Source organism: Streptomyces sp. AC627_RSS907, from assembly GCF_019049165.1.
Genome location: NZ_JAGMUE010000075.1, coordinates 1 through 26,507 on the forward strand (window position 1 = coordinate 1; position 26,507 = coordinate 26,507).

Below are 26,507 nucleotides of genomic sequence, written 5' to 3' on the forward strand. Positions count from 1 at the left end.
CCACCCGCCCGGAGCCCACCACACCCCCGGCCCCCGGCCCCAGCCACCGACGCCGGTCCGGCAAGTGACCGCCGACACCGCGTCCCCGAACCACACCCACGGCCACCGCCTTCGTCACGGTGCCCCCCTGCGCGCACCGTCCCGCGCGCCCTCGTCCCGCGCGCCCTCGTCCCGGCTCGCGGCCGGCCCGGCGGGCAGGGCCGGTGGGTCGTCGGACGTCACCGTCGGCCGCCAGCCCTGGCGTGCGAGGGCGCGCACCAGCGCCCCGACCATGCGCGGGTCGAACTGGGCCCCGGCGCACCGTTCGAGCTCGGCCACGGCCGCCGCGACAGGACGGGCCCTGCGGTAGCAGCGCGTGGACGTCATCGCGTCGAAGGCGTCGGCGACGGCCACCACGCGGGCCGATTCCGGGATCCGGTCGCCGGCCAGCCCGTAGGGGTAGCCGCTGCCGTCCAGCCGTTCGTGGTGGTGGAGGACGGCGGCCCGGGCCTCCCCCAGGAAGCGGATGCCGCGCACCATCTCGTGCCCGTACTCGGGATGCAGCTCGATCACCCGGCGCTCCTCGGGCGTCAGTGGCCCGTCCTTGCGCAGCAGCCGGGTGGGCACGCCCAGCTTGCCCACGTCGTGCAGGATGCCGGCGAAGCGGAGCGTCTCGACGCGTTCGTCGTCCATGCCCAGTTCGCGGGCGATCATCATCGAGGCCTGGCCGACCCGTTCGCTGTGCCCGCGCGTGTACCCGTCCTTGATGTCGACGGCCTGCACGAGCGCCCGGATGGTCGCCTGATGCGCGGCTCGCTCCCGGTGGTACTGGGCGAACGCCCACCACGCAACGCACGTCGGCAGCAGCACGAGCAGCGCGGCGACGGGACCGTACGGGCTGCGCCACAGGACGGCCATCATCAGCCCGGCGAGCCCGTGCACCGCGATCGGCGCGACCGACCGGGAGAACAGCTCCCGCCAGGCCCCGCCCCCCGCGCCCCTCCCGAGAAGCGCGGGCGGCGTCCCCGTGGCCAGTGCCGTGATGCCGCCGTCGAGGAGGGTCAGGACGAGGCAGAACGCGAGTACCGCGGCGCCGGCCGGCACGAGCGCGTACGGGAAGTCGGGCCCGGCGACCGCGTCCCGCCCCCCGAACTCCTCGTGCACCCGGGCGGCGACCCACACGGCGAGGGCCGGCCGCGCGGCGCGCCAGACGCGCCGCAGGGCCACGGGCCGCGCCGCCGGGGACAGCAGGGCCCCGGGCAGCGCCACGAGTGCGGCCGCGGACGGGGGCAGCAGGAAGGCCCCGGCGAGCAGTACGGGGTAGCAGGTCCCCACGGAACGGGACCGGGCGACCTGCTCGCACCCCGCGTACAGTCCGGCGAGCAGCAGCACGGCCCGCCACGGGGTGGGGACCGCCGACGGTGGGAGCAGGCAGCACAGGGCGGCGAGGGCGACGCCGGTGACGTACGCGCGCACCCGCGCCGGTACCGCGTCCATGTGCCCTCCCCCGGCCATGCCTGTCAGGCTCCGGAGCCTAGGGCGGCGGCTGGGGGACACGGGGGGACTGCCCGCGGATTAGCACGTACGAGTGACGTGCGGTGACGCGCGGTGTTCAGGACCCCGCGGTGTCAGGACCCCGCGGCATCGGGACTCCGCGGTGTCAGGACTCCTGGGGAGTCGGCGGCGCGGCCGTGACGTCGTGCTCGGGCACGGACTGCCCGGAACGGATCAGGTCGATGCGGCCCATGACCTTGGATCGGAGGTCACCCGGCACGTCGTCATGCCCGCAGCACCGCTTGACCAGCTTCTTCACGGCCTGCTCCAGCCCGTACTTCTCCAGGCAGGGCGAGCACTCCTCGAAGTGGTGCTCGAACTTCACGCAGTCCGAGTCCGGCATCTCTTTGTCGAGGAACTCGTAGAGATGATCGAGGATTTCGCTGCAATCCGTCTCGTGCGGCTCTCCGCAGCTCATGACCCCGAGCCTTTCGCTTCGTTCGACTCTCCGGCGCCGGCCGGGACCAGACCGCGGTCACGGGCGTAGTCCTCCAGCATGCCGCGCAGCTGACGACGTCCACGGTGCAGCCGGGACATCACCGTACCGATGGGTGTCCCCATGATGTCGGCGATCTCCTTGTAGGCAAAGCCCTCGACGTCCGCCAGATACACGGCGATGCGGAATTCCTCGGGGATCGCCTGGAGCGCCTGCTTCACGTCCGAGTCGGGCAGGTGGTCGAGTGCCTGCGACTCCGCGGAGCGCAGACCGGTCGACATGTGCGACTCGGCACGCGCGAGCTGCCAGTCCTCGATCTCCTCGGCCGCGCTGCGCTGGGGTTCGCGCTGCTTCTTGCGGTACGAGTTGATGAAGGTGTTGGTGAGGATGCGGTACAGCCACGCCTTGAGGTTGGTGCCCTCGCGGAACTGGTGGAAGGACGCGTACGCCTTGGCGTAGGTCTCCTGCACCAGGTCCTCGGCGTCGGCCGGATTACGCGTCATGCGCAGCGCGGCCGAGTACATCTGGTCGAGGAACTCGAGCGCGTCCCGCTCGAAGCGCGCGCTGCGCTCCGCGGTCGACTCCGCGCCCGCGCCCCGGCCCTCGGGCTGCTCCGCCTGGCCGTGTTCGGTCCCTGCGTCGGTCCCAGTGACCGGACCCACCTCCTCCAGTGATGTCGCGAGACCGAGACCGGTCCCACTGGAATCGGAGGATAGACGACGATCCGGTCCGCTCGCCGCCCGAATAGGGGCGGTCTTCGCCGCGTGCAGCACCGTCCAGTCCAGGTCGGCACGGCCACGGCTCGGGCAGAAGGTCGAACCCATGCGGCGAAATTCCTCTCCTACGGCGGCGTCGGTGCTGATGCTCAGCAACGTACGTCCGCCACAACAGTGCGCGAGGGCTCGTCATTCCCGGGTTTCAACCGAGTGACGCGGTCCACGCGACCACGGCGTCGGTGATCACCGCCAGGGCCTCGTCCTGGGTGATGTCTGCGCGCTTCGGGACGGCGAAGCCGTGGTCGCCGTACGGCACCTCGACCAGTTCGTGTCCGCCGGCCGGGAACTCCTCCGGCCTTCCGAACGGATCGTTGCCGCCCTGTACGACGAGGGTCGGCACCCCGGCGCCGAGCAGTTCGTCGGCGCGGGACTTCTCGGGCCTGCCCGGCGGGTGCAACGGGAAGCTCAGGGCGAGGACGGCGCGGGCGCCGAGTCCGGCGGCGGTGCGGCAGGCGACGCGGGCCCCGGCGCTGCGGCCGCCGGAGACCACCGGCAGCCCCGGTGCGGCCAGGGCGGGCCAGACGCCCCGCCAGCCGGTGTCCAGGGTCTTCGGGGCGGGGGCCAGCTTCTTGCCGGCCACCCGCCAGGGCTGCTCGACGAGGACGACGCTGACACCGTGCGCGGGCAGTGCGGCCGCCAGCGCCCTCAGGTCCCGCGCCTCGATGCCACCACCGGCGCCGTGGCTGACGCCCAGGACGAGGCGGGGCTCCTTCGCGGCGTGCCAGGTGAGGCGGGCGGGACCCGCGTCCGTCTCGACGACCTCTGTCACGTCCGTTGTCGCATCCGTCACATCAGAAGAGTGTGCCCTCTTCCGGCGCCTCCAGCTCCTTCAGCAGCTCCGGGCCGTTGTTGCGGACGTTGCTCACCGCCGTGGAGACGGGGAAGGCCCGCATCAGCCCCGCGGGCGGGGGCGCCAGCAGGGAGCTCAGCTCGCCGGGGTCCGTACGCGCCGGGTCGAGCCAGTCGTCCCACCGGTCCGGCGTCAGCATCAGCGGCATCCGCGGGTGGATGTCGGCCAGGGCGTGCGGCCCGTCGGCCGGGGCGACCGCGAGCGGCGTGGTCTCCGCCTCCGTGGTGATCACCGAGCACGTCACCCACCAGGCCTGGGGATGGTCGTCCGGCAGCGTCCTGTCCCGCCAGAACTCGTACAGACCCGCCATGGCGAACACGGACCCGTCGGCCGGGGTCACGAAGTACGGCTGCTTGCGGGGCCGCTTCTTGCGCCCCTCGACCTCCAGGTCCCGCTCCTGCCTGCCGGTGACCCACTCGTAGTAGCCGTCGGCGGGCAGGATGCAGCGCCGGGTGGCGAAGGCACGGCGGAAGGACGGCTTCTCGTGGACGGTCTCCGCGCGCGCGTTGATCATCCGGGCGCCGCCCTCGGGCGTCCTGGACCAGGAGGGAACGAGTCCCCACTTCAGCTTCCGCAGCTGGCGAACCGGCTTCGGGTCCTCGACGTCTTTCAGGGTGCGGTCCAGGACGGCGTAGACCTCCTTGGTGGGAGCCACGTTGTAGTCGGGCTCCAGAGTCTCCTCCGGCTCCCACGTCTCGATCTCGAAGATTCCCGCGAGGTCCTCGGGCCGACGACTCGCCGCATACCGTCCACACATACGTGCCACACTGCCAGGCCCACCCGCCCCCCGACCACCACCCGCAACGAGGCGCTGCGCGCCACACCCGCCAGTCAGCACTGACGAGGAGCCCCCACCGAACATGGACCACCTCGCATCGGCCTCGCTCGCCTCTCTCTGGGACGAGGTCTCCGGCACCCAGCCCGATCCCGACCTGTGGGTGGTGATCGCGACCCTGGGCGCCGCGCTCGCCGTCGTCGTGCCGCACGGCCTGTGGCGGATAGCGCGCAACGCCATCACCATCGCCCATGAGGGCGGCCACGGACTCGTGGCGCTGCTCACCGGGCGCACGCTCACCGGAATCACCCTGCACTCGGACACCAGTGGTCTCACCGTCAGCCGCGGAAAGCCGCACGGGCTCGGAATGATCCTCACCGCGGTCTCCGGCTACACCGCTCCCCCGCTGCTCGGCCTCGGCGGGGCCGCCCTGCTGGCCTCGGGGCGCATCACCCTGCTGCTGTGGCTCGCGACGGCGCTGCTCGTCGCCCTGCTGGTGATGGTCCGCAACGCGTACGGGGTGCTGACCGTGGTGCTGACCGGCGGCACGTTCGTCGTCGTGTCCTGGCTGGCCGGGCCACAGGTGCAGGCGGCGTTCGCGTACGCGGTGGTGTGGTTCCTGCTGCTCGGCGGGGTCCGCCCGGCGTTCGAGCTGCAGGCCAAGCGGGCCCGGGGCGGCGCCGGCGACTCGGATGCGGACCAGCTGGCCCGGCTGACGCACGCACCGGCGGGGGTGTGGTTCTTCCTGTTCCACGCGGTGTCGCTGTGCTCGCTGATCGGCGGGGGACGCTGGCTGCTGGAGTTGTGAACCGGGCGCGGTCCCTTTCGGACTCCCCCACACAGGCACGCATATATGCACGGCATTTTCCCTGTCGTGGTTTCAGTCGGATTTCGCCACTTTTGATCAAGATCTCCGATCGTCCTCAGCCATTAAAGTGGGGCCCATGACCGTGAACCCCGCGCACACCGCCCTCTGGCCCGCCCCGCACGCGAGCGGAGCCGTCGACGCGACCGTCCACGTGCCCGGATCCAAATCGGTCACCAACCGCGCCCTGGTGCTGGCCGCGCTCGCCTCCGAGCCCGGCTGGCTGCGCCGTCCGCTGCGCTCCCGCGACACCCTGCTGATGGCCGGGGCGTTGCGCGCGATGGGCGTCGAGATCGAGGAGGGGGTCGGCCCGGAGGGCACCGGCGAGTTCTGGCGGGTCATCCCGGCGGGCCTGCGTGGTCCGGCCACCGTCGACGTCGGCAACGCCGGCACGGTCATGCGCTTCCTGCCGCCGGTCGCCACGCTCGCCGACGGCGCCGTCCGCTTCGACGGGGACCCGCGTGCGTACGAGCGCCCCCTGCACGGTGTGATCGACGCGCTGCGCGCCCTGGGTGCCCGCATCGACGACGACGGGCGCGGCGCGCTGCCGATGACCGTGCACGGCGGTGGTGCTCTGGAGGGCGGTCCGGTCGAGATCGACGCGTCCTCCTCCTCGCAGTTCGTCAGCGCCCTGCTGCTGTCCGGCCCGCGCTTCAACCAGGGCGTCGAGGTCCGCCACACCGGCTCCGCGCTGCCGTCCATGCCGCACATCCGCATGACCGTCGACATGCTGCGCTCGGTCGGGGCCCAGGTCGACACCCCGGAGTCGGGCGGCGAACCGAACGTCTGGCGGGTCACCCCGGGAGCGCTGCTCGGCCGGGACCTGACGATCGAGCCGGACCTCTCCAACGCCCAGCCGTTCCTGGCGGCGGCGCTCGTGACCGGCGGCAAGGTCGTGATCCCCGACTGGCCGTCCCGCACCACGCAGCCCGGTGACCGGCTCCGCGAGATCTTCACCGAGATGGGCGGTTCCTGCGAGCTGACCGACTACGGGCTCGTCTTCACCGGATCGGGTGCCGTGCACGGCATCGACGTCGACCTCGGCGAGGTCGGTGAGCTCACCCCGGGCATCGCGGCGGTCGCCGCCCTCGCGGACTCCCCCTCGACCCTGCGCGGGGTGGCGCACCTGCGCCTGCACGAGACGGACCGCCTGGCCGCGCTCACCAAGGAGATCAACGAACTCGGCGGTGACGTCACCGAGACCGCCGACGGCCTGCACATCCGGCCGCGCCGACTGCACGGCGGGGTCTTCCACACCTACGAGGACCACCGCATGGCCACCGCCGGCGCGATCATCGGGCTCGGGGTGGAGGGCGTGGAGATCGAGAACGTGGCGACGACGGCCAAGACCCTGCCCGATTTCCCCGATCTGTGGACCGGGATGCTCGGGGCGTAGGGACGGTTCGCCATGCGCCGCTACGGCAAGCACACCGACGAGGACGACATCCGCTCCCGCCCCAACCGCAAGGGCAACCGGCCGCGCACCCACATCCGGCCCAAGCACGAGGACGCCGCGGAGGGCCTGGTCCTCACCGTGGACCGGGGACGGCTGACCTGCCTCGTCGAGGACCGGGTCGTCATGGCGATGAAGGCCCGCGAGCTGGGCCGCAAGGCGGCGATCGTCGGCGACCGGGTGGCGCTGGTCGGTGACCTGACCGGCAAGAAGGACACGCTCGCGCGCATCGTCCGCATCGAGGAGCGCACCTCGGTCCTGCGCCGCACGGCGGACGACGACGACCCCTACGAGCGCGTGGTCGTCGCCAACGCCGACCAGCTCGCCATCGTCACGGCCCTCGCGGACCCCGAGCCGCGCCCCCGTCTGATCGACCGCTGCCTGGTCGCGGCGTTCGACGGCGGCCTCACCCCGCTGCTGGTGATGACCAAGTCGGACCTCGCCCCGCCGGACGAACTCCTGGAGCTCTACGGCGCGTTGGACATCCCGTACGTCGTCACCAGTCGTGAGGAGCTGGAGAGCGGCACCGCGGCCGACCTCGTGCGAGAACACCTGGCGGGCAAGATCACGGCCTTCGTCGGCCACTCCGGCGTCGGCAAGACGACCCTCGTCAACACCCTGGTGCCGCAGGACCGCCGTCGCCTGACGGGACATGTGAACGCGGTGACGGGGCGCGGTCGGCACACGACGACCTCGGCCCTCGCCCTTCCGCTGTCCTCGGACGCGGGCGGCTGGGTCGTCGACACCCCGGGCGTACGGTCGTTCGGCCTCGCCCACATCGATCCGTCCCGGGTGATCCACGCGTTCCCCGACCTGGAGCCCGGTACGGAAGGCTGCCCCCGCGCGTGCAGCCACGACGAGCCCGACTGCGCACTGGACGCGTGGGTCGCCGAAGGGCACGCCGACCCGGCGCGGCTGTACTCGCTGCGTCGGCTGCTGTCGACACGGGAACGGAAGGAAGGCGACTGACCTCCGCGTTGTTTGCCGTACCGCAGGATCGGTAAGTGCATAATCGCACCAAGCCGGATCCAAGCCTTCGCAAAGCCTGACGTGCGACGAAGCGGTCACGGTACGGGACTACGGGAGGACGAGACATGGCGTGGCTGCTGGTCATAGTGGCCGGGTTGCTCGAAACCGGCTTCGCCGTCTGCCTGAAGCTGTCGCACGGATTCACCCGCCTGTGGCCGACGGTCGCCTTCTGCGCCTTCGCGCTGGGCAGTTTCGGCCTGCTGACGATGTCCCTGAAGAAGCTCGACGTCGGCCCCGCGTACGCGGTGTGGACGGGCATCGGCGCCGCGGGCACCGCCATCTACGGCATGGTTTTCCTGGGCGACCTGGTGTCGACCCTGAAGATCGTCTCGATCAGTCTCGTCATCATCGGTGTGATCGGCCTGCAGTTGTCGGGATCGGCTCACTGACCGGCCGTCAGGACGCCAACTGCCGGGGCAGCGCGGTGCGTACGAGTGCCGCCACCCCACCCTCGCCGGGCGGGGCCGCGACGCAGGACAGGGCGAGGCGGACGGCCAGTTCGCAGGAGCGGGCCAGCTCGGTGGGGTCCGGCTGCGGTTGTGCGGCGGCGCCGCTCAGGGCGGCCACGGCGCGGTCGCGGACGAGGGCCACGAAGTCGCCGGGCGCGGGCAGCGGGCCGTCGGCCCGGCGCTGGGCCGGCACCGCGGAGGAGGACGGCACCGCCGTCAGGGCGGGGGACGGCAGCCGCTCGCTCCAGCAGCCGGTGAGCATGGCCCGCACCAGCGCGTTCTCGCGGGCGGCCGACGTCGTCCACTCGGCGGTCGCGGTGAGTCGCTCGCAGGGGTCACCGGGACCGGCGAGCGCGTGCTCGACGCCGGTGAGGTACCCGTCGGCCTCTCTGCGGACGAGCGCCCGGGCGAGCCCCTCCTTGCTCCCGAACTCGTTGTACAGCGTCTGCCGGGACACCCCGGCCGCCGCCGCCACGTCCACCATCCGCACAGCGGACCACGGCCGACGCGCCAACGCCGTGTAAGCGGCGTCGAGCAGGGATTCCCGGGCTGCAGGCATCTTCGCCTCCCTGGGCCGAGCGACTTGGGGCCAGATTTGACGGGCACGGGGGCACTGTCAAGGGGCTGCGCGCGCCGTGCACGACCGAAGCCCCGGCTCGCGGGCTGCGGCATGCGCGCCGCCGGGGGGGGCGACGGGGTCCCGCGCGAACGGCCCCGGGAGGGGTGCGCGCGGCGCTGCCCCTCCCTGCTGGCCGACAGACGGCACCACGAGCCCCGCGGGCCCCGCACGTGTCCGCCGCGCCCCGCCGAACCCCTGGTGGCCCCGCCCCGCTCCCGGCAGATACCGTGGCCGCATGCCCGACTACCTCGACGACCTCCGCCTCGCCCACGTCCTCGCGGACGCGGCCGACGCCGCGACGATGGACCGCTTCAAGGCCCTCGACCTGAAGGTCGAGACCAAGCCGGACATGACGCCGGTGAGCGAGGCGGACAAGGCCGCCGAGGAACTCATCCGCGGCCACCTCGCCCGGGCCCGTCCTCGCGACGCGGTCCTCGGCGAGGAGTACGGCGTCGAGGGCACCGGCCCCCGCCGTTGGGTCGTCGACCCGATCGACGGCACGAAGAACTACGTACGCGGCGTCCCCGTCTGGGCCACCCTCATCGCCCTCATGGAAGCCGGCGAGGGGGGGTACCAGCCCGTCGTCGGCCTCGTCTCCGCACCGGCCCTCGGCCGCCGCTGGTGGGCCGTCAAGGACCACGGCGCCTTCACCGGCCGCAGCCTGTCCTCGGCGTCCCGGCTCCAGGTCTCCCAGGTATCCGCGCTCTCCGACGCCTCCTTCGCGTACTCCTCGCTCAGCGGCTGGGAGGAGCAGGGCCGGCTGGACGGCTTTCTCGACCTGACCCGCGAGGTGTGGCGCACGCGCGCGTACGGCGACTTCTGGCCGTACATGATGGTCGCCGAGGGGTCGGTCGACCTGTGCGCCGAACCCGAGCTCTCCCTCTGGGACATGGCCGCGAACGCGATCATCGTCACGGAGGCGGGAGGCACCTTCACCGGCCTCGACGGCCGCCCCGGCCCGCACAGCGGCAACGCGGCGGCGTCCAACGGCCGCCTCCACGACGAGCTGCTGGGATACCTCAACCAGCGCTACTGACGCGCTTCCTGGCGCCCCTTGCGCACTCCCCGTGCGCCCTCTTGTTGACCCGTGCTTTACCTGTCACTCTGTGAGTCCCCCCACTTGTGAACTTGTGAATCCATGAACTAGCTCATGGGTCCACGGCAGGAGGTGGCTCCACCCATGCTCGTCCGCGAAGCCATGAGCACGGTCGTCCTCACCATCGGCCCCGCCCACACCCTCCGCCAGGCCGCCGGCCTGATGTCCGCCCGCCGGGTCGGCGCGGCCGTGGTGTACGACCCCGACGCCGACGGCATCGGCATCCTCACCGAGCGCGACGTCCTCGTCTCCGTGGGCCTGGGCCAGGATCCGGACAGGGAACGCGCCCACGCCCACACCACCACCGACGTCGTGTTCGCCGCGCCGTCCTGGACCGTGGAGGAGGCGGCCCGGGCGATGGTCCACGGCGGCTTCCGCCATCTCATCGTCCTCGAGCGCGGCGAACCCGCCGGAATCGTCTCGGTCCGCGACATCATCCGCTGCTGGGTACCGGAGCGGTCGCGGCACGAGGCGACGGCGGCGATCGTCTGAGGGACGACGAGACGGCACGACGAACGGGCCGGACCCCCGTTCCCGGGGACCCGGCCCGCCGTTACGACAAGCGGTCCAGTGCTGGACGTCAGCCGCGCAGGGCCTGGACCGCGGCCTCCAGCCGCTTGCCGAAATCACCGTCGGCCTGACGGAAGTTGTTGATCGCGCGCTCGATGATGTCCTCGCGCGAGACCTTGGAGATGGCACCCGCCAGGTTGTCCACCAGGCGCTCCTTCTCCTCGTCCGTCATCAGCCGGTAGAGGTTGCCCGCCTGGACGAAGTCGTTGTCCTCGGCGTGCGACGGCGCCTCGTGGTCACCCGTGACGCCGGAGACCGCGACCGGCTGCCACAGGGCCCTGTCCGTCTGGAAGGGGCCGCCGAAGCTGTTCGGCTCGTAGTTCTTCGCGCCCTTGTGGCGGCCGTCGTACAGGTAGCCGTCACGGGAGTTGGTGCGCGCCTCGGTGGCGTGCGGGCGGTTCACCGGCAGGTGGTCGGCGTTGATGCCGACGCGGTAGCGGTGGGCGTCGCCGTAGGCGAAGAGGCGGCCCTGGAGCATCTTGTCCGGGGACGGGCCGATGCCGGGCACGAAGTGCGCCGGGGAGAAGATCGACTGCTCGACCTCGGCGAAGATGTTCTCCGGGTTGCGGTTGAGCTCGAGCTTGCCGAACTCGATGACCGGGTAGTCCGCGTGCGGCCAGACCTTGGTCAGGTCGAACGGGTTGAAGCGGTACTTCGCGGCCTCGGCGACCGGCATGATCTGCACGCCGACCGTCCACGACGGGTAGTCGCCACGCTCGATGGCCTCGCGCAGGTCACGCTGGTGGGAGTCGGGGTCCTCACCGGCGAGCTTGTCGGCCTCGGCCTGGGTGAGGCACTTGATGCCCTGGTCCGTCTTGAAGTGGTACTTGACCCAGAAGGCCTCGCCCGCCTCGTTGTTCCACTGGTAGGTGTGCGAGCCGAAGCCGTCCATGTGCCGGTACGAAGCCGGGATGCCGCGGTCACCGAACAGCCAGGTCACCTGGTGCGTGGACTCGGGCGACAGGCTCCAGAAGTCCCAGACGTTGTCCATCTCCGTCGAGCCCGTGTACGGGTCGCGCTTCTGGGTGTGGATGAAGTCGGGGAACTTGATGGCGTCCTTGATGAAGAACACCGGGGTGTTGTTGCCGACGAGGTCGTAGTTGCCCTCCTCGGTGTAGAACTTCAGCGCGAAACCACGCGGGTCGCGGACGGCGTCCGCCGCGCCCAGGTTGCCGGCCACGGTCGAGAAGCGGAGGAAGGTCTCCGTCTCCTTGCCGACCTCGGAGAGGAACTTGGCACGCGTGTACTGGGTGACATCAGCGGTGACCGTGAAGGTGCCGTAGGCACCCGCGCCACGGGCGTGCACCACACGCTCCGGGATGCGCTCACGGTTGAAGTGGGCCAGCTTCTCCAGAAGGAGCTGGTCCTGGACGAGCACGGGGCCACCGACGCCCGCGGTCTCGCTGTTCTGGTTGTCGGCTACCGGAGCACCGGCTTCCGTAGTGAGCGGTCCCTGAGTCACGTAGTCCTCCTGCGCCAATCCCTGCAAAACCTGTCCCTTGGCTAATGCCGCTCCCGATCCTACAATGGACAATGTCTAAGTCAAGTAATACTCCAAAGTCACACCCATTCGGGACCTGGTCCCCTTGCTGTTAGGCTGGTCTGTATGAGTGACCTTCTGGAACGGCTGCGTGGTCGCGGGTGGCGCATGACCGCGCAGCGACGCGTCGTGGCCGAGGTCCTCGACGGCGAACACGTTCACCTGACGGCCGACGAGGTACACGCCCGGGCCGTGGACAAGCTCCCCGAGATCTCCCGGGCGACGGTCTACAACACCCTGGGTGAGCTGGTCTCGCTCGGTGAGGTGCTCGAGGTCGCGACGGACAAGCGTGCCAAGCGGTACGACCCGAACGCACACAAGCCGCACCACCACCTGGTCTGCGCGCAGTGCGGCGCGATCCGCGACGTCCATCCGCTCGGCAACCCGCTGGCCGACCTCCCCGATTCGGAGCGCTTCGGCTTCACCGTCTCGGACGTAGAGGTGACCTACCGCGGCACCTGCCCGAACTGCGCGGCGGCGTAAGCCCCTCCACACGCACGTCGAAGCCCCGGCACGGGTGTGCCGGGGCTTCGACGTGGGTGTCGCAGAAGACGTCGCGCCGGACACCGAGCACCGAGGACGTCACACAAAACACCGAGGGCCGGAACCCTTTCGGATTCCGGCCCTCGGCCTTCAGTAGCGGGGACAGGATTTGAACCTGCGACCTCTGGGTTATGAGCCCAGCGAGCTACCGAGCTGCTCCACCCCGCGCCGATGAATGGAACATTACGTCACGCCCACGACCAGAAGCAAATCGCCCCCCTCGGCGAGGGGCGCCGTCGTACCGCCGGGGCGAGGGGCGCCCCGGCCGGGGAAGCCGGGAGCGGGGGACGGGTGGGCGAAGCGGCACCCGGCCGGCACCGGGGCCTCAGCGCCGCCCCGCCCAAGCACCGGGGCCGCGCCCTTGGCACGCCCGGGCTCGGCGCGGCGTCACGCCGACAGCTCCTGCCGCAGCGCGTCCCGCAACCGGGCCGCCCGCTCCGCCACCTCCCGAGGCCCCAGCGACACCGCCCGGTCCGCCCACCGCTGCCCCTCCGCCAGCTCCCCCCGCCGCGCGTAGACCAGCGCGAGCCGCAGCGCCGCCCGGCCGTGCCCGGCGTCGGCCGCCCGGCGCCACCACACGACGGCCTCCGGCTCGCTCCCCTCGCGAGCCAGCAGCAGCCCCAGGTTGAACGCGCCGTTGCGCGATCCGGCCTCGGCCGCCTCCCGGTACCAGCGCGCCGCCTCCACGACGTCACCCCGCGCCGCGGCCAGCATCCCGACCCGCACCTGGGCCCGGCGGTGGCCCTGGGAGGCCGCCCGCTCGTACCACTCCTCGCACTCCGACTTCTCCTGCGCCGGCTCCCCCAGCTCGTGCGCGGGCGCGGGCGGACGGCGCGCGTCGAGCACCGTCGCCAGCCGGTACGCGGCCTCCGCGCTGCCGCCCCCCGCCGCACACCGCAGGAACCGCTCGGCCTCACGCTCGTCCCCGTCGCGCAGCCGCGCCATGCCGACCTGCAGCGCCGCCTCCGTGTGCCCGGCGGCGGCAGCCTGCTCGTACCAGCGCAGCGCGGCCCGGTCCTCGTGGCGCCCGGCATGCAGGATCCCGAGGTTGAAGGCGGCGTCGACGCTGCCCGCCTCGGCGGCCTTGGAGAACCACGGCTCGGCGCCGGTCTCGTCGCCACTGCGCAGCAGCAGGATGGCCAGCGCGTTGGACGCCTCCCGGTGTCCGGCGTACGCGGCCCGCCGGTACCACTGCTCCGCCTGCGCGGTGCGCCCCTGCTCTGCGCAGAGCAGCCCGAGGTTGTACGCCCCGTTGTCGTCCCCGGCGTCCATCGCGGCCCGGTACCAGCGCTCGGCGGTCTGGGTCTCGCCGCGCTCGGCGTGCAGCGCGCCCAGCGCGTTGGCCGCGTTGCCGTCGCCGTCCTGCGCGGCACGCAGCCACCACACGGCGGCGCTCTCCGTGTCGCCGGCGTCGCGCAGCAGGAAGCCGAGCGCGCAGGCGGCGCGAGCCTCGCCGTCCTTGGCCGACGTCAGGTACCAGCGACCCGCCTCCTTGAGCTCGCCCCGCTTCTCCAGGATGGCCCCGAGATGCAGTGCGGCCCGCCGGTGGCCGCGCGCGGCGGCCTGCCGGTACCACTGCTCGGCCTCTTCACGCGGGACCCCCTCGCCGTCGTCGGCCCTCGACCCGGCGCGCCGGTCCAGCGTCCGCGCCAGCCGGTACGCGGCCTCCCGGTGCCCACGCTCGGCGGCGGCCCGCATCCACCGCTCGGCCCCGACGGCGTCACCACGGTGCTCCAGCAGGTCGGCGAGCGCGTAGGCGCCCAGTACATGGCCCTGCTCGGCGGACTGGCACAGCCAGTACTCGGCGGCGGGCTCGTCCCCGCGTTCGCGGAAGTGCCGTCCCAGTGCGTGGGCCGCCGCGGCGGACCCGGCGACGGCGGCGATCCGCCACCATCCGGCGGCCTCGTCGGCATAGCCGCGCTGGTGCAGCAGGACACCCAGGTTGTTGGCGGCGGCCCGGTCGCCGGCCGCGGTGGCGGCGCGCAGATGGGACTCGGCTCCGTCGAAGTCGCCGCGGCGCAGCAGCATCGCGCCGAGAACACTCATCGCCTCGACGTCACCGGCGTCGGCGGCCAGCCGTCGGCGCACTTCCTCGGCGACCTCGTCGGCGGCCTCCTGGGCCTCGTCCCCGGCCTCCTCCTGACCGGATGGCTGCGCAAAACGCCCTGTCCCGAACAGATTTGCCATGTCCCCCATAACGTCCATCGTCGCACCACCTGCAGCCTGGGTACATCCGGCATACCGCAGTCAGTGAGGTCACTTCAGCGTTTTGTCGACATGCCCACAGGGAGACAAGTCAAACACAGATCTCCCCAACTCCCCTTGCCGACACGGCCGTCGCCGCCATCGGCATATGCGTTCGCGCATCAAGAAGGCCCGGATCCCTTTCGGAATCCGGGCCTTCATGGTCGTTCGCACGTAGCTCACGACATCAGTAGCGGGGACAGGATTTGAACCTGCGACCTCTGGGTTATGAGCCCAGCGAGCTACCGAGCTGCTCCACCCCGCGCCGTTGTGTTCACAACCGTATCACGGCGCGGGATGGGCTTTGACCAGCTCGGATGCCCGGCTCGCGCGACGGGGTCAGCCGCCGCCGGACCCTCCGGTCGGGGTCGCACTCGGGCCGGCCTTGCCGTCCCCGCCCTTGTCGCTCGGTTTCCCGTCGTCCCCGTTCTTGCCGCCGGCGCTCTCGTCGGCCTTCGCCTGCGCCTCCTCGGCCCGACGCAGCGCCTCCTCCAGGTCCTTCTGCGCCTCGGCGTACGCGGCGAGGTCCTTCTGCTCCAAGGCCTTCTGGCCGGCGTCGAAGGCCTTCTGCGCATCGCTCAGCGCTTCCCGGACCGTCGGGTTGGTGGAGGTCGGCGGCGGCTCGGTCGCCCCCTCACCCTCGTCCGGTGGCTGCTCGGTCCCGGACTCCTGCGCTCCGAAGACCTTGTTGAGGGCTTCGTCGAGCGTGTTCTCGAAGGCGGTGTTGCCTCCGTAGCTCACCAACACCTTGCGCAGCAAGGGGTACTTGAGGTCGCCACCACGTACGTAGACCGGCTCCACGTACAACAGGCCTCCGTCGAGCGGCACCGTCAGCAGGTTTCCGTACTCGACCTCCGAGTCGCCACCTCTCAGCAGCCTGATGGACTCGGCGATGTCCTGTTCGGAGTTGAACTGGCTCTGCACCTGTTTGGGGCCGTCGACGGTGGTGCTCGTCGGCAGCTTCAGGATTCTGATCCTGCCGTAGCCGTCCGTTCCCGCCTCGGCGTCGACCGCCATGAACGCGCTGAGGTTGTCGCGTCCGTTGGGCGTGAACGTCGTCGTCAGCGAGAACGCCTGCTTGTCCTGGTCGGGCATCTTCATGCTCAGGTAGTACGGCGGTACCGCGTCACCCGACTTGTTGGTCGGGTCGTCCGGCACCTGCCACACCTCGCTGCCGCTCAGGAACGTGTTCGCGTCCTTCACGTGGTAGCGGGTGAGCAGCTCGCGCTGGACCTTGAACAGGTCCTGCGGGTAGCGCAGATGCGCCATCAGGTCGCCGGAGATCTCGCTCTTGTCCCGCACCGTGTCCGGGAACGCCTTCATCCAGGTCTTCAGGACCGGATCCTGGGTGTCCCACTGGTAGAGCTTGACGTCACCGCTGTACGCGTCGACGGTCGCCTTGACGGAGTTGCGGATGTAGTTGACCTGGTTCTGCTGGGCCACCACCGCGCGCGAGTTGTTGTTCGCGGTGAGCGAGTCGGCGGTGGTGTCGCCGAGCGTCGTCCGGGAGGCGTACGGATAGCCGTTCGTCGTCGTGTACGCGTCGACGATCCACTGGATACGGCCGTCCACCACCGCCGGGTACGCGTCGCCGTCGATGGTCAGCCAGGGGGCCACCGCCTCGACGCGCTCCTTGGGCGTGCGGTTGTACAGGATCCGCGAGCCCTCACCGATCGCGCCGGAGTAGAGGATCTGCGGTTCGCCGAACGCCGCCGCGTACGCCGCCCTGTTGACCGGGTTGGAGAGGTCGACCCCGCCGTCACCCTTGTAGCTGAAGGTCTTCTCTCCGCTGTCGTCGGAGTAGTCGATCTCCTTCTGGGGCCCGCCGACGATCGAGTAGGTGGTGGTCTTCTCGCCGTAGTAGATCCGCTGCTCGTACTTCGGGAGATCACCCTCGGACGGCAGGTTGGACTCCGTGAAGACCGGGCGGCCCTCGGAGTCGACCTGAGTGCCCTTGGCCGCGACCACGCCGTAGCCGTGGGTGTAGCGGAAGTGGTTGTTGATCCAGTTCTTCTTCGGAATGCCGGCGAGGTTCAGCTCGCGCAGACCGATGACCGTGTCCTGGTCCTTGCCGTCCTTGGCGTAACGGTCGACGTCCAGGTTGGTCGGGAACGCGTAGTAGTTCCGCATCTGCTGGAGCTGCTGGAACGTCGGCGAGATGACGTTCGGGTCCATGATGCGGATCGAGGCGGCGGCGTCCACGTCGTCACGGAGCTTGGTCTTGTCCTTGGTCTCGCCCCTGCCCGCGTACTCGGAGACCTGGGTGCCCTCGATCCCGTACGCCTCGCGCGTCGCCTTGAGGTTCTTCTCGACGTACGGCGCTTCCTTGGCCTGCTCGTTCGGCTGGACCTGGAACTTCTGGACGAGTGCCGGGTACAGGCCGCCGATCAGGATCGCGGAGAGCACCATCAGGCCGAAGCCGATCACCGGCAGCTGCCAGGTGCGCCGCCACAGCGTGGCGAAGAACAGCAGCGCGCAGATGACCGCGATGCAGAACAGGATCGTCTTGGCGGGCAGGTAGGCGTTCGCGTCGACGTACCGCAGACCCGTCCAGTTGTCGGTCGCCTTGAAGTCGCTCGACTTCACCGCCAGCCCGTACCGGTCGAGCCAGTAGGCGACGGCCTTGAGGGCGACGAAGACGCCGATGAGCACCGACAGGTGTCCGGTGGCCGCGGCCGTGGCGCGCGCGCCCGGGCTGGTGACGCGCAGCCCGCCGTACAGGTAGTGGGTGAGCGCGGCGGCGATCACGGAGATGATCACGGCCGCGAAGCCGAAGCCGAGCAGGAACCGGTACCAGGGCAGGTCGAAGGCGTAGAAGGCGACGTCCAGCTTGAACTGGGGGTCCTTCTGCCCGAAGGAGACGCCGTTGACCCACATCAGCCAGGTCCGCCACTGGCCGGACGCCGAGGCGCCGGCGATCAGGCCGACCAGCGAGGTGATGCCGAGCAGCAGCCACCTCTTGTACGGGGCGATGCCCATCCGGTACCGGTCGAGGCTCTGCTGCTCCATCGACATGGCGCTCAGCGGTGGCCGCAGCCGGTGCGCCAGCCAGATGTTGAACCCGACGGCGAGCGCCATCAGCAGGCCGAAGACGAAGAAGAGCCCGATCTTGGTCCACAGGGTCGTCGTGAACACCGACGAGTAGTGGACCGACCGATACCACAGCCAGTCCGTCCAGAAGCCCGCGAACATGGTGAAGGCCATGCCGAGCACGGCCAGGACACCGAGTGTCAGCAGCAGGGTTCGGACACGCCGGGACGGGCGGCCCACTCTGATCCGCGGCCCCGTCGGGGGGCCTCCGCCGCGGTCCGGCATCTGGAAAGCCAAGGTGCGCACCTCGAAGTTCGCTGTTGATCCGTCAGGCCCTCGGGTTCGCGGGCCCCCCGTGCGCCCCCGTGATCGTGGGCCCACACTTATGCAACTTACTCATCGTTTACTCGGTTCCCGATTCGGGCCAGTAACGAGGCAGGATTGTGACCATGTCCAACACCCCCATGGCAGCGAGCCCCCTCACCCGGGCCGTACTCGAGATCGACGAGTACGTCTCCGGCCTGGGCTGGGACCAGCCCGCACGCCTCTTTGCACTTGTCGACACCGCGCGGCTGCGGGCCGACCAGCCCTCCCTCGCGGACCGGCTCGGTCTGCAGGAGGAGCCGGAGAGCTCCGGCCTGACCCCGATCGAGCAGGACGAAATTCCAACGGACCAGCCGCTGGACGAGTTCCTGGGCACCATCGCCTGGCCCGACGCCGTGGTCGGCTGCGCGCTCGCGGTGGAACGCCTGATGCTGCCGCCGTCCGCCGAGGCCCAGGTCCCGCAGGGCCTGGACGAGGCGAAGCTGGCGCGGTGGGTGGCGGAGCACCCGGACCGCCAGGAGGTCCGCATGACGGTCGCCGTGCTGCGCGACGGCACCCGCGACTCGGCGCTGCGGCTGCGCGACAAGGACGCCGCCACGGAGGTCCTCACGGGCTCCGACCTGGTGCCGGGCCTGGCTCAGGCGCTCACCGCGACCTTCGAGGAGTAGCCGCACGGGGCCCCGCGGGGCCCCGCCGGTCCTCCAGCACTGCTCGGCTCCGTCAGCCGGTCGTGCACTTCGGCAGGTCGGCGGTCTTCCCGGAGCGGATGTCCCGGAGCGCGCCGAGGGCGTCGTCGATGGTGTCCACCTTCACGAGGGTGAGCCCGTCGGGGGTGTCCTCGGCGGCGGCCGCGCAGTTGTCGGCGGGTGTCAGGAAGTACTGGGCGCCCTTGTCACGGGCTCCGATGATCTTCATTCCGATGCCGCCGATCGGACCGACCTCGCCGTTGTCGTCGATCGTCCCGGTGCCGGCGACGAACGTGCCGCCGGTGAGGTCGCCCGGGGTGAGCTTGTCGTAGATGCCGAGGGCGAACATCAGACCGGCGCTCGGGCCGCCGACATCGGCCAGCTTGATGTCGATGGAGAAGGGGAAGGTGTGATCGGTCCCCGCGGAGATCCCGACGATGGCGCGCTTCTCACCGGCGTCCTCGGAGCTCGCGGTGGTGATCGTGACCTTCCGCGTCTCCGTGGGCGTCCGCCCCTGCTTCTCCGCGGCGGCCTGCTCCTTGGCGGGCACGATCGTGAAGACGACGTCCTGTCCGGGCTTGTGCTTGGTCACCAGCTCGGCGACGTCGGCGGGCTTCCTGACCGTGGTGCCGTCCACGGCCTTGATCACGTCGCCGGCGTGCAGCCTGTCCTCGGCCGGGGAGTCCTTGACGACCGTGGAGACGACCACCCAGGACTTCACCGGGACGTCGAGCGCCTTCAGCGCGGCGACCTTGGCGCTCTCCTGGGACTGGCTGAACTCCTCGGCGTTCTCCTGGGTGGCCTCTTCCTCGGTCTTGCCGTCCGGGTAGAGGGTCTCGTGCGGCACCACGCGGTTGTCGTGCGCGAGCCACCCGTAGACGGCCTCCACGAGGTTCATCTTGTACTCGGCGCTGGTGACCCGGACGGTGGTCATGTTCAGATGGCCGCTCGCCTCGTAGACCTTGTGCCCCGAGATCTGCAGCACCGGCTCGCCGTCGTGGTCCCCCAGCGTGTTCACCGTCGGACCCGGGGACATCTCCGAGTACGGCACGGGGATGAACACACCCGCGCACAGGAGCGCGATCAGCATCAGGGTGGAGGCGAGCATCGTCGCGGTGCGGCGTGGCATGGCACGACAGTACGGGACGTGGCTGTCGGAGCACCGTCAGGGCGGCGCCTGGTCAGGAGCCGGTGCGGGGCCTCTCCATGGCCTCACGGAAACGGGCGTACCCGTCCAGCTCGGGACCGTCGCTCCGTACCTTGCGCGTCCGATTGGCCCAACTGCCCCACAGACCCGCGCCGACAGCAGCCACAAGCGGAATCAGCAACCAGGCAAGCGCTGCCATGCCGACCTCCCAACCCCATGAGCGTCCGCAACTGAGTGATCAGCAGATTAACCATCTGCCGTGACAACGCTCACGCCGGGGTGCCGGTTACGCAACCGGAGCGACGAGCGGCGAGGGAGGTCCGACCGGGACGCCCCCGGCCTTCAGCAGGCCCCGACCCATTCCTCGGTCCCGTCGGAGAACGTCTGGTGCTTCCAGATGGGCACCTCGTGCTTCAGGTCGTCGATCAGCTTCCGGCAGGCGTCGAAGGCCTCGCCCCGGTGCGGGCAGGACACGGCGACGACCACGGCGAGGTCCCCGACCTCCAGATCCCCCACACGGTGTACCGCCGCGAGCGCCCGCACGGGGAAGTCCGCGACGACCTTCTCGGCGATGCGCCGCATCTCGGCCTCGGCACTGGGGTGGCACGAGTACCCGAGCCGGTCGACGTCGGTCCCGCCGTCGTGGTTCCGCACGGTCCCGACGAACAGAGCGGTCCCTCCGGCCGCGTCGTCACCGACGGCCCGGAAGACCTCGTCCACGGACAGGGGCGTCTCCCGGATGCCGATCAGCTTGACGGGGTCGGGTGCGGCCAGCTCACCGGGGTGGTCGTTCGTGGTTGCCATGCGCCCATCGTGCCGCACGGCGCGGACGGTGCGGAACAGCGATATCGCCCAGCACGCGCGCGTACCGCCCGGAGCCTCCCGCAGGGGCCCTCTCAGATCCGGCGCCGGGCCTTCCGGGCCCGCCGTACGACCGCTGCCGCGCCCAGCAGCGCCACCGTCGCTCCGGCGGCCCCCGCCGCCGTCGCGTCCTTGCGTCCGAGGCGCCGCCCGGCCACGGTGTGCCGCCCGGAGACCTCCTCCAGCAGCTCGGCGAGCACCTCCTCGTTGGTGTACTTCGGCCGCCATCCGGCGTCGTGCAGTCGGCTGCCGCTCACCACCCAGGGGTACATCGTGTACGCCAGGTCCCCGGCCGGGGAGGGCGTCAGGCCGATGCGGTGCAGCCGGGCCGCCGCGCCGAGCGCCACCGCCGACGGCAGTTCCATCCGCCGGATCCCGCTGAGCTCCTCGACCTCCTCCTGCTCCAGCCACCCGTCGCACCCGACGGCCAGCTCGCCTTCGGCCTTCTCCAGGACGGCGTACTCCAGGGCGCTGCACAGATCATCGACGTGGCAGAACTGCCAGGCCGGCCGGGAACCGGCCACCACGAGGAGCCGAGGCGACTCGAAATACCTGGTCAGGGCGGTGTCCACGCCTCCGACCAGTACCGCGGGCCGGACGACGGTCACATTGAGCCCGGGGTGCGCGCGCGGCGCGCGGCGCGCGAGCCGCTCGATCTCCAGCAGGTCACCGACCCCGGTCGCCTCGGCCGTGGCGCGCAGCTCGGCGTCCTCGGACAGCGGCAGCTCGTTGTCCGCGAGCGCGCCGTAGACCATCGCGGACGTGCACAGCACGACCCGGTGCACGCCGGCCGCGGCGGCGGCGGTCAGGACGGTCTGGGTGCCCCGGACGTTGTAGGCCGTCCGGGCGGCCGCGTCGGTCTCCAGGTCGAGGTCGAGCGCCAGGTGCACCACCACGTCCGCGCCGCGCAGCTTCTCGGCGATCGCCGGGTCCCGTACGTCCAGGATCTGCCACCGTGCCTCAGCGCACTCACCGCGCCGCTCGTCGATGGCCACGACCTGCCTGATCTCGTCGGACGCGGCGAGGCGCGCCGTGAGCAGCGCGCCGATCCCGGACGCGGCACCGGTGACCGCGACGACGGGCCCGCGCGCGCCGGAGCGGGCGGAACTGGTTGACTGGTTTCGCGCTGCGCGAACCTGCGGATCTGGGGAACTCACCGGGCGTCTCCAGCGGTTGTCTTCAGTACGGGCGCGCTCGACGCGTGCGTACCAGGTGGCATCCATCCTGCCGCAGGCCGTCAGTCGGCGAAGCACCGAGGCCCGAACCGCCACGGGTGTCTACGCTGGGTGGTGAAGTCGGGCAGCCGTGCCGCCGGAGAGAACCGGCGGCCTTACCAGCCGAGGAACCCCGTGAGTGACACCCCATTCGGATTCGGCCTTCCGCCGGAGGAGCCGGACGACGGCGACGAGGGCAAGAAGAAGGACCAGCAGAGCGGCGGTGGTCAGGGACCGGCCAACCCGTTCGGTTTCGGGCTGCCCGGAGCCGGAGGCTTTGGCGGCGCCGGTGCGGACAACCCGTTCGCTGCCATGTTCGGTTCCATGAACCCCACCGACCTGGGTGCCGCGTTCCAGCAGCTCGGCCAGATGCTCTCCTACGAGGGCGGCCCGGTGAACTGGGACATGGCCAAGCAGATCGCCCGCCAGACGGTCTCCCAGGGCACGCCGGACGGCACCAAGGACGCCAGCGTCGGCCCCGCCGAGCGCAATGCCGTCCAGGAGGCCGTCCGCCTGGCCGACCTGTGGCTGGACGACGCGACCGCCCTGCCCTCCGGCGCGGGCTCCGCGGTGGCCTGGAGCCGCGCGGAGTGGGTCGAGGCGACCCTGCCCGCCTGGCGGGAGCTGGTCGACCCGGTGGCCGAGCGCGTCGGCACCGCCATGGGAGACGTGCTGCCCGAGGAGATGCAGGCCATGGCCGGCCCGCTGATCGGCATGATGCGCTCGATGGGCGGCGCCATGTTCGGCACCCAGATCGGTCAGGCCGTCGGTGTGCTCGCCGGCGAGGTCGTGGGCTCGAGCGACGTGGGCCTGCCGCTCGGCCCGGCGGGCAAGGCGGCGCTGCTGCCGGTGAACGTCGAGGCGTTCGGCAAGGACCTCGGCGTGCCGCAGGAGGAGGTGCGTTTGTACCTCGCCCTGCGCGAGGCCGCCCACCAGCGCCTGTTCGCGCACGTGCCGTGGCTGCGCTCGCACCTGTTCGGCGCGGTCGAGGGCTACGCCCGCGGGATCAAGGTCGACACGGCCAAGCTGGAGGACGTGGTCGGCCAGTTCGACCCGCAGAACCCCGAGCAGCTGCAGGAGGCCCTCCAGCAGGGCATGTTCCAGCCGGAGGACACCCCGGAGCAGAAGGCGGCCCTGGCCCGTCTGGAGACGGCTCTGGCGCTCGTCGAGGGCTGGGTGGACGCCGTGGTGCACGCCGCCGCCAAGCCGCGCCTCTCCTCCGCCGACGCGCTGCGCGAGACGCTGCGCCGCCGCCGCGCCTCCGGCGGCCCGGCGGAGCAGACGTTCGCCACGCTGATCGGCCTGGAGCTGCGCCCGCGCCGGCTGCGCGACGCCTCCCGCCTGTGGGCGTCCCTGACGGACGCGCGTGGTGTCGACGGCCGGGACGGCCTGTGGGCCCACCCGGACATGCTGCCGACCGCGACCGACCTGGACGACCCGGACGGCTTCGTGCACCGAGAGCAGCTCGACTTCTCCGAGCTGGACAAGATGCTCGGCGAGGCAGCGGGCAAGCCCGACCTCGGGAAGAAGGCCGAGGACGGGGCGGAGGACAAGCCCGACGGCACGGACCACGGCAAGGGCGACGACGCCGAGTGAGCCTCCACGACGACGCGGTCATGGTCCTGAAGGGGTACGCGGGCCAGGACGAGCTGCGTCAGGTCTACCTGGACCATCTCGCGGCGCACCCGGACGGCATGTGGAAGGCCTGCGACGACGGGCACATCACGGCGAGTGCCCTGGTGATCGACCCGTCGCGCGAGCGGGTCCTGCTGACCCTTCACAGGAAGCTGCGCATGTGGCTGCAGATGGGCGGCCACTGCGAGCCGGTCGACGAGACGCTGGACCGGGCGGCCCTGCGCGAGGGCACCGAGGAGTCAGGCATCGCCGGGCTGACCCTGCTGCCCGGCGGTCCCGTGCGGCTGGACCGTCACCACACGCCCTGCGCCTGGCACCTGGACGTCCAGTACGCGGCCCTGGCTCCCGCCGGGGCCGTGGAGGCGATCAGCGACGAGTCCCTCGACCTGCGATGGTTCCCGTACGGGGAGGTCGCCGACGTGGCCGACGCGTCGGTCGTGCGCCTGCTGGAGGCGACCCGCGCCCGCCTCTGAACCCGTGAGGGTGACCGCCGAGGCGGTCACCCTCACGGGACGGAGCCCCGCGCTCAGCTCCAGACGTTGCCCTGGTTCTGACCGCGAGCCCCCTGCTGACCCATGCCGTACTGCGCGGCCAGTCCGGATCCGGCCTGGGCGTTCTGCGGCGGCAGCAGCTCGCTGGGCTGGACGAGCGCGAAGCCGCTGCCCATGAAGCTCAGCTCCCAGCCCTCTCCGGTGTTGCCGCGGCGCCGCCACACCCCTGAGGAGTGCGTCTGGGCCTGCATCTGCACGCGCAGGCCGGTGGACCAGGCGACGATCGCGTCGGCGTCGCAGTTGACGTACTTGTCGGGGGTCACCTGCATCAGCAGCGGGGCGCCCGAGGTCATCAGGGCGACCTTGCCCCGGCCGGTGATGTTGAGCTGGTACTTGCCCGAGCCGGAGATGCCGTACAGGCTGTCGACGGCGATGACCTCGTGGTGCAGGGACGAGTCCATCGCCAGCACATAGCTGCTGTCGACCGTGAGGCCGTCCTGCTCGACCTCCATCACGTGGACGTACTGGGCGAGGTTGGCGAAGAAGACCGTGCCCTGCCCGTGGCAGCGCATCAGGTCCAGGCCCTCCCCCGTGTGCGCACGCGCGCGTGACTGGTTGTTGCTCTGGTACTCGGCGTCGAACTCGACGAGCCCCTGGTAGGCGACCATCGTGCCCTTGCGGGCGAGCACGTCGTCGTGACCCTCCAGCGCGACGCGGAGCATGTGCTTGTTCTGCAGGCTCCAGGCTTCCTGGGTCTGCTGGTCGTTGTAGGCGAAAAGCGGGCTCTGCATGATGTCTGGCTCCCCCTCAGCCCCGGGCCCGGAGCCGGTCGGTGCTGTCCTCGCTGGGCTGGACGACGACGATGCCCTGACCGGAGAAGGCCATCTGGTAGGCCTCGCCGCTGCCGCGGCCGATCAGCGACTGCGCTTTGAAGCTGCGCTTGCCCTTCACCTTGAGGTTCGGGGACCAGGCGACGAGCGCGTCCGGGTCGACGTACGTCTCGTCCTCGCCACCGCCGCAGTCGACGACGATCGGCTTGCCCCGGGAGGTGAGCGCGACCCACCCCTGACCGGAGATCCTGGTGTTCCACAGGCCCTGCCCGGCGAACTTCGCCAGCCCCTTGACGCGCTCGACGCCCCACGTCAGGTGGGCGTCGAAGGCGAGCAGGTTGGTGGCGTTGACGGAGATCCCGTCGCCGTTGAGGTTGATGACGACGACGTTCGCGCCGTAGTCGGCGAGGTAGAGCAGGCCGTCCCCGGAGCACTTCATCAGGGGCGCGCCCTCACCGGTGGCCCAGTCGCGGGCGATCTGGCGGACGGCCGGCGGGTTGGGCTCGTACTGGACGAAGCCCTCGTAGGCGACCATCGAGCCGACGCGCGCGAGGAGGTCGTTTCCGGTCTGCATGGCGACCTTCAGCATGTGGTTGCCGTGGTTCTCCATGCGGGCGGTGACGGGTGCGGGAGCGTAGCCCGCGAGCGGCTGGTTCATGACGGGCTCTCCCTCAGATCTCGTACGGCTGGACGACGACGAAGTTGCCGGGCGCCGCCCGGAACTGCAGGTTGACGCTCTCGCCCGTGTCGCCCGCGTAGGAGTTGCGACGCATGCGCACCTGGCTGGAGACGATCACCTGGGCGGCGGCCGACCAGGCGACCACCGCGTTGCAGTCGGCGAACGTGGTGGGCGTGACCGGCAGGACCACGGGTACGCCGTGCGTCTTGACGACGATGGTGCCGGTGCCCTGGAACTGCATCGTGAACAGCGCGCCACCGGGAATGCCGTGGCCTTCGATGCGGCGGACCTCGTACTGGAGACTCTCGTCGAAGGCGAGGACGTTCTCCGCGGAGACGCACACGGCGTCGCCCTGGAGCTCGATGGGGTGCAGCATCGCGGAGTTGTCGGCGAGGAACACCTGTCCCTTGCCGGTACAGCGCATCAGCTGCATCTCCTGGCCGGTGGCGTTGCCCACGACCCGGCCGGCGAATCCGGCGCCCTTGTAGCTGAAGTCGACCTTGCCCTGGTAGAGCACCATGCTGCCCTGGCGGGCCAGTACGGGCTGGCCGTCCGCACCGAGGTCGACGCGTACCAGTTTCTTGTTCTGCTGGGTCCAGCGCTGTCCGGTCGCCGTCTCACGGAACTGCTGGAGCGCGGCCGTCACACCGGCACCCTGGGGCGTGCCCTGCGGCGCGGCCTGGGGCACGCCGTGCGGAGCTCCGTAGGGGGCCTGCTGGCCGTATCCGGGGGGCGGGGTCGGCTGGCCGTAGCCCGGAGGCGTGGCCGGGGCCGGGGGGACCTGCGGCGGCTGGCCGTATCCGGGGGGTGGCGGTGCGGACTGGCCGGGGAC

The 26,507-nt window shown here is 71.1% G+C and carries 26 protein-coding genes and 2 tRNA genes; 10 read left to right on the plus strand and 18 right to left on the minus strand.

What is annotated here, in order from left to right:
- Positions 1 to 114: 114 nt before the first annotated feature.
- From KUM32_RS17835 to KUM32_RS17855, 5 genes are all read right to left on the minus strand, one after another.
- Positions 115 to 1,476: an HD-GYP domain-containing protein gene (locus KUM32_RS17835; RefSeq protein ID WP_217142906.1), complete on the minus strand. Its 1,362-nt coding sequence runs from the start codon at positions 1,474 to 1,476 to the stop codon at positions 115 to 117.
- 163 nt (positions 1,477 to 1,639) lie between these two features.
- Complete coding sequence (gene rsrA, locus KUM32_RS17840) at positions 1,640 to 1,951, minus strand: mycothiol system anti-sigma-R factor (RefSeq protein ID WP_055417935.1); 312 nt, start codon at positions 1,949 to 1,951, stop codon at positions 1,640 to 1,642.
- Positions 1,948 to 2,631, minus strand: coding sequence for an RNA polymerase sigma factor SigR (gene sigR, locus KUM32_RS17845; protein WP_121749131.1), 684 nt, complete (start codon positions 2,629 to 2,631; stop codon positions 1,948 to 1,950). Before sigR ends, rsrA begins: the two co-directional genes overlap by 4 nt.
- A gap of 256 nt (positions 2,632 to 2,887) precedes the next feature.
- Positions 2,888 to 3,514, minus strand: a complete 627-nt coding sequence (locus KUM32_RS17850; RefSeq protein WP_217142928.1) for an alpha/beta family hydrolase — start codon at positions 3,512 to 3,514, stop codon at positions 2,888 to 2,890.
- 22 nt (positions 3,515 to 3,536) lie between these two features.
- Positions 3,537 to 4,352, minus strand: a complete 816-nt coding sequence (locus KUM32_RS17855) for an SOS response-associated peptidase (RefSeq protein WP_217142907.1) — start codon at positions 4,350 to 4,352, stop codon at positions 3,537 to 3,539.
- Positions 4,353 to 4,455: 103 nt separating this feature from the next.
- On the opposite strand from KUM32_RS17855, the gene KUM32_RS17860 reads away from it, so the two are divergent.
- From KUM32_RS17860 to KUM32_RS17875, 4 genes are all read left to right on the plus strand, one after another.
- Positions 4,456 to 5,178 carry a M50 family metallopeptidase gene (locus KUM32_RS17860; protein ID WP_217142908.1) on the plus strand — a complete coding sequence of 241 codons (723 nt, stop codon included), beginning with the start codon at positions 4,456 to 4,458 and terminating at the stop codon, positions 5,176 to 5,178.
- 136 nt (positions 5,179 to 5,314) lie between these two features.
- Positions 5,315 to 6,631: a 3-phosphoshikimate 1-carboxyvinyltransferase gene (gene aroA / locus KUM32_RS17865; RefSeq protein WP_217142909.1), complete on the plus strand. Its 1,317-nt coding sequence runs from the start codon at positions 5,315 to 5,317 to the stop codon at positions 6,629 to 6,631.
- A gap of 12 nt (positions 6,632 to 6,643) precedes the next feature.
- Entirely contained in the window at positions 6,644 to 7,657 is a 1,014-nt protein-coding gene (gene rsgA, locus KUM32_RS17870; protein WP_217142910.1) for a ribosome small subunit-dependent GTPase A, read from the plus strand.
- Positions 7,658 to 7,782: 125 nt separating this feature from the next.
- Positions 7,783 to 8,106: a multidrug efflux SMR transporter gene (locus KUM32_RS17875; RefSeq protein ID WP_217142911.1), complete on the plus strand. Its 324-nt coding sequence runs from the start codon at positions 7,783 to 7,785 to the stop codon at positions 8,104 to 8,106.
- A gap of 7 nt (positions 8,107 to 8,113) precedes the next feature.
- On the opposite strand, the gene KUM32_RS17880 is transcribed toward KUM32_RS17875, so the two are convergent.
- Positions 8,114 to 8,725, minus strand: coding sequence for a TetR/AcrR family transcriptional regulator (locus KUM32_RS17880; protein ID WP_217142912.1), 612 nt, complete (start codon positions 8,723 to 8,725; stop codon positions 8,114 to 8,116).
- Between the two features lie 295 nt (positions 8,726 to 9,020).
- On the opposite strand from KUM32_RS17880, the gene hisN reads away from it, so the two are divergent.
- Positions 9,021 to 9,821, plus strand: a complete 801-nt coding sequence (gene hisN / locus KUM32_RS17885) for a histidinol-phosphatase (RefSeq protein WP_217142913.1) — start codon at positions 9,021 to 9,023, stop codon at positions 9,819 to 9,821.
- Positions 9,822 to 9,965: 144 nt separating this feature from the next.
- Positions 9,966 to 10,373: a cyclic nucleotide-binding/CBS domain-containing protein gene (locus tag KUM32_RS17890; protein ID WP_217142914.1), complete on the plus strand. Its 408-nt coding sequence runs from the start codon at positions 9,966 to 9,968 to the stop codon at positions 10,371 to 10,373.
- Positions 10,374 to 10,461: 88 nt separating this feature from the next.
- On the opposite strand, the gene KUM32_RS17895 is transcribed toward KUM32_RS17890, so the two are convergent.
- A complete protein-coding gene (locus KUM32_RS17895; RefSeq protein ID WP_217142915.1) occupies positions 10,462 to 11,913 on the minus strand; it encodes a catalase in 1,452 nt (483 codons plus the stop codon).
- Positions 11,914 to 12,057: 144 nt separating this feature from the next.
- Between KUM32_RS17895 and KUM32_RS17900 the strand changes: the two genes are divergently transcribed.
- On the plus strand, positions 12,058 to 12,474 hold the full coding sequence (locus KUM32_RS17900; RefSeq protein WP_217142916.1) for a Fur family transcriptional regulator: 417 nt from the start codon (positions 12,058 to 12,060) through the stop codon (positions 12,472 to 12,474).
- A 154-nt stretch (positions 12,475 to 12,628) separates the two neighbouring features.
- Here KUM32_RS17900 and KUM32_RS17905 read toward each other — a convergent pair.
- The 4 genes from KUM32_RS17905 to KUM32_RS17920 form a co-directional block, all read right to left on the minus strand.
- Positions 12,629 to 12,702, minus strand: a tRNA-Met gene (locus KUM32_RS17905).
- Positions 12,703 to 12,921: 219 nt separating this feature from the next.
- Positions 12,922 to 14,730 (minus strand): tetratricopeptide repeat protein, encoded by a 1,809-nt coding sequence (locus KUM32_RS17910; RefSeq protein ID WP_254405741.1) that lies wholly within the window; start codon positions 14,728 to 14,730, stop codon positions 12,922 to 12,924.
- 239 nt (positions 14,731 to 14,969) lie between these two features.
- Positions 14,970 to 15,043: transfer RNA gene (locus tag KUM32_RS17915), tRNA-Met, on the minus strand.
- 74 nt (positions 15,044 to 15,117) lie between these two features.
- Positions 15,118 to 18,093 (minus strand): UPF0182 family protein, encoded by a 2,976-nt coding sequence (locus KUM32_RS17920; protein WP_217142929.1) that lies wholly within the window; start codon positions 18,091 to 18,093, stop codon positions 15,118 to 15,120.
- A gap of 164 nt (positions 18,094 to 18,257) precedes the next feature.
- Here KUM32_RS17920 and KUM32_RS17925 point away from each other — a divergent pair, with 164 nt between their 5' ends.
- Positions 18,258 to 18,800, plus strand: a complete 543-nt coding sequence (locus KUM32_RS17925) for a PPA1309 family protein (RefSeq protein WP_217142918.1) — start codon at positions 18,258 to 18,260, stop codon at positions 18,798 to 18,800.
- 52 nt (positions 18,801 to 18,852) lie between these two features.
- Here KUM32_RS17925 and KUM32_RS17930 read toward each other — a convergent pair whose 3' ends face one another.
- The 4 genes from KUM32_RS17930 to KUM32_RS17945 form a co-directional block, all read right to left on the minus strand.
- Entirely contained in the window at positions 18,853 to 19,947 is a 1,095-nt protein-coding gene (locus tag KUM32_RS17930) for a PDZ domain-containing protein (protein ID WP_217142919.1), read from the minus strand.
- A gap of 52 nt (positions 19,948 to 19,999) precedes the next feature.
- Positions 20,000 to 20,164: a hypothetical protein gene (locus KUM32_RS17935; RefSeq protein ID WP_217142920.1), complete on the minus strand. Its 165-nt coding sequence runs from the start codon at positions 20,162 to 20,164 to the stop codon at positions 20,000 to 20,002.
- A 143-nt stretch (positions 20,165 to 20,307) separates the two neighbouring features.
- Positions 20,308 to 20,769 (minus strand): molybdenum cofactor biosynthesis protein MoaE, encoded by a 462-nt coding sequence (locus tag KUM32_RS17940; protein ID WP_217142921.1) that lies wholly within the window; start codon positions 20,767 to 20,769, stop codon positions 20,308 to 20,310.
- A 92-nt stretch (positions 20,770 to 20,861) separates the two neighbouring features.
- Positions 20,862 to 21,983: an SDR family oxidoreductase gene (locus KUM32_RS17945; RefSeq protein ID WP_217142922.1), complete on the minus strand. Its 1,122-nt coding sequence runs from the start codon at positions 21,981 to 21,983 to the stop codon at positions 20,862 to 20,864.
- A gap of 192 nt (positions 21,984 to 22,175) precedes the next feature.
- Between KUM32_RS17945 and KUM32_RS17950 the strand changes: the two genes are divergently transcribed.
- Together KUM32_RS17950 and KUM32_RS17955 are read left to right on the plus strand one after the other, a co-directional pair.
- Complete coding sequence (locus KUM32_RS17950; protein ID WP_217142923.1) at positions 22,176 to 23,636, plus strand: zinc-dependent metalloprotease; 1,461 nt, start codon at positions 22,176 to 22,178, stop codon at positions 23,634 to 23,636.
- Positions 23,633 to 24,148 carry an NUDIX hydrolase gene (locus KUM32_RS17955; RefSeq protein WP_217142924.1) on the plus strand — a complete coding sequence of 172 codons (516 nt, stop codon included), beginning with the start codon at positions 23,633 to 23,635 and terminating at the stop codon, positions 24,146 to 24,148. Before KUM32_RS17950 ends, KUM32_RS17955 begins: the two co-directional genes overlap by 4 nt.
- Before the next feature lie 53 nt (positions 24,149 to 24,201).
- Here KUM32_RS17955 and KUM32_RS17960 read toward each other — a convergent pair whose 3' ends face one another.
- From KUM32_RS17960 to KUM32_RS17970, 3 genes are all read right to left on the minus strand, one after another.
- Complete coding sequence (locus KUM32_RS17960; RefSeq protein WP_217142925.1) at positions 24,202 to 24,957, minus strand: AIM24 family protein; 756 nt, start codon at positions 24,955 to 24,957, stop codon at positions 24,202 to 24,204.
- Positions 24,958 to 24,973: 16 nt separating this feature from the next.
- Entirely contained in the window at positions 24,974 to 25,654 is a 681-nt protein-coding gene (locus tag KUM32_RS17965; RefSeq protein WP_217142926.1) for an AIM24 family protein, read from the minus strand.
- A gap of 13 nt (positions 25,655 to 25,667) precedes the next feature.
- The coding region (locus KUM32_RS17970) for an AIM24 family protein (protein WP_217142927.1) at positions 25,668 to 26,507 on the minus strand (840 nt) is incomplete at its 5' end.

Coding starts and splice junctions, on each gene's coding strand:
- aroA (WP_217142909.1), top strand. CDS start 5,315: ATGACCGTGAACCCCGCGCACACCGCCCTCTGGCCCGCCCCGCACGCG.
- KUM32_RS17880 (WP_217142912.1), bottom strand. CDS start 8,725: ATGCCTGCAGCCCGGGAATCCCTGCTCGACGCCGCTTACACGGCGTTG.
- hisN (WP_217142913.1), top strand. CDS start 9,021: ATGCCCGACTACCTCGACGACCTCCGCCTCGCCCACGTCCTCGCGGAC.
- KUM32_RS17940 (WP_217142921.1), bottom strand. CDS start 20,769: ATGGCAACCACGAACGACCACCCCGGTGAGCTGGCCGCACCCGACCCC.
- rsgA (WP_217142910.1), top strand. CDS start 6,644: ATGCGCCGCTACGGCAAGCACACCGACGAGGACGACATCCGCTCCCGC.
- KUM32_RS17855 (WP_217142907.1), bottom strand. CDS start 4,352: ATGTGTGGACGGTATGCGGCGAGTCGTCGGCCCGAGGACCTCGCGGGA.
- KUM32_RS17930 (WP_217142919.1), bottom strand. CDS start 19,947: ATGCCACGCCGCACCGCGACGATGCTCGCCTCCACCCTGATGCTGATC.
- KUM32_RS17900 (WP_217142916.1), top strand. CDS start 12,058: ATGAGTGACCTTCTGGAACGGCTGCGTGGTCGCGGGTGGCGCATGACC.
- KUM32_RS17965 (WP_217142926.1), bottom strand. CDS start 25,654: ATGAACCAGCCGCTCGCGGGCTACGCTCCCGCACCCGTCACCGCCCGC.
- rsrA (WP_055417935.1), bottom strand. CDS start 1,951: ATGAGCTGCGGAGAGCCGCACGAGACGGATTGCAGCGAAATCCTCGAT.
- KUM32_RS17925 (WP_217142918.1), top strand. CDS start 18,258: ATGTCCAACACCCCCATGGCAGCGAGCCCCCTCACCCGGGCCGTACTC.
- KUM32_RS17835 (WP_217142906.1), bottom strand. CDS start 1,476: ATGGACGCGGTACCGGCGCGGGTGCGCGCGTACGTCACCGGCGTCGCC.
- KUM32_RS17860 (WP_217142908.1), top strand. CDS start 4,456: ATGGACCACCTCGCATCGGCCTCGCTCGCCTCTCTCTGGGACGAGGTC.
- KUM32_RS17935 (WP_217142920.1), bottom strand. CDS start 20,164: ATGGCAGCGCTTGCCTGGTTGCTGATTCCGCTTGTGGCTGCTGTCGGC.
- KUM32_RS17920 (WP_217142929.1), bottom strand. CDS start 18,093: ATGCCGGACCGCGGCGGAGGCCCCCCGACGGGGCCGCGGATCAGAGTG.
- KUM32_RS17875 (WP_217142911.1), top strand. CDS start 7,783: ATGGCGTGGCTGCTGGTCATAGTGGCCGGGTTGCTCGAAACCGGCTTC.
- KUM32_RS17910 (WP_254405741.1), bottom strand. CDS start 14,730: ATGGGGGACATGGCAAATCTGTTCGGGACAGGGCGTTTTGCGCAGCCA.
- KUM32_RS17960 (WP_217142925.1), bottom strand. CDS start 24,957: ATGCAGAGCCCGCTTTTCGCCTACAACGACCAGCAGACCCAGGAAGCC.
- KUM32_RS17890 (WP_217142914.1), top strand. CDS start 9,966: ATGCTCGTCCGCGAAGCCATGAGCACGGTCGTCCTCACCATCGGCCCC.